Here is a 1495-nt window from a genome sequence, read left to right on the forward strand (position 1 = left end):
TCTGCGACGGCCGCCGGATCCACGACCGCTCTCAGATCACCCCGAACTCCAACGTCGACATCGTCATCGGCCCCTACATCGACGGCGAAGGCCTCGCCGTCTACCGCATCATCGAGGCCGGGTCGGTCAACTCCTCGTTCGTCCTCGGCTCCACCGGATCCGGCAAGACCATCCTGCTCGAGCAGCTGTTCCTGGCCCTGCGGTGGCTCGGCATCGAGATCTGGTACGTCGACGGGCAGGACGGCGCCTCCAGCAAGCTGATGAAACAGCACGCCTCCTGGGCACTGGCCTCCAGCGACCCCAAGCAGATCGTCCAGCTCTACGACGCACTCGAACGCGTCGCCGCCGCCCGCAACCTCGAACTGCGGGTCAACGGCGAGATGGAGAACCGCTACACCTACGACCCCGCCCGTCCCCCGATCATCACCATCGTCGAGGAATGCCAGTCGGTGTTCTCCGCGATCAACCCCAGCAGCAAGAACACCTTCGGTATGGAGTTCGGGGAGCTGGCCCGCAAGATCCGCAAGAACGGTATGGGGTTCGTCGCTGCCTCCCAGGACCTGGACATGGCCCAGACCTTCGGCGGCTCGGACATCCTGCGGGGCTGCCTGCAGGCAGCCGGGAACCTGTTCGTCATGCGGTTCATCTCCTCGGCCCGCAAGGGCATGCTGCCCGCCAACTGCGTGCCCCCGGAAACCATCCCCAAGCACGGCTACGGCTGTGCCCCGCTTGCTGAGCGGGGCGGGGCGCTGTGGCGCAGCTACAACGTCGACGCTCCCGGAGTCGACAAGCACGCCCTGGTCGAGGCCATGCCGCCCTCCGAGCTCGACGTCGTGGCCGCTACCGCCGCCGGCGTGGCCTACCGGCGCCGCCACGAGCAGGCCACCGCCCTGGTCGACAACGCCGAGCAGATCCTGTCCGCGTTGCGCAGCGGTACGCCCGAGCAGGCCGAGTCCCTCCTGCGCACCGGCAACGGCAAGACCGACCAGCACACCACCACCAGAGCCAGCTCCGGGACAGCATCCGCGGCGGGTGCGGTGGTGCCGTTCCCCTTCACCACCAACGACACCGCTACGGCGGCGGGGGTGACCGACCGGCAGCAGCACGTCCTCGATCTGCTCACCGAGGACACGCTCACCGCCCGCCAGCTCGCCAGCCAGTGCGACATCGGCCTGCGCAGCATCCAGAACGACCTGCGGGTGCTCCGCGAAACCAAGCACATCCGCTGCGTCGACGAGGCCAACGGCCTCTACACCGTGCTCTGAACCGCACCCCAGTCACCCGACCCCTGCACCGGGGTCGGGTGACTGGACGGGCAGTTCAGCCCACACCCCGCATCCCGGCAGGAAGGAACCCCTCTCCCGTGGCCCGCGACCCCGAGCACGCCGCCCGCGACACCTACGACCGCGCCGAAACCACCTGGCGCCGCTCGCCCGACGGCTCGGACCGGGAAGCCCAGGCCCTGCAGGCCATGGCGCTGGCCTCCTTGGCCTGG

Annotated in this window: 1 protein-coding gene; it reads left to right on the plus strand. The window is 69.0% G+C overall.

Annotated features, from left to right (window positions below; translation table 11 throughout):
- The coding region (locus tag ABD976_RS29525; RefSeq protein WP_486374969.1) for a P-loop NTPase family protein at positions 1–1265 on the plus strand (1265 nt) is incomplete at its 5' end.
- Between the last annotated feature and the right edge of the window lie 230 nt (positions 1266–1495).

Source organism: Saccharopolyspora cebuensis, from assembly GCF_039542665.1.
GTDB lineage: Bacteria > Actinomycetota > Actinomycetes > Mycobacteriales > Pseudonocardiaceae > Saccharopolyspora > Saccharopolyspora cebuensis.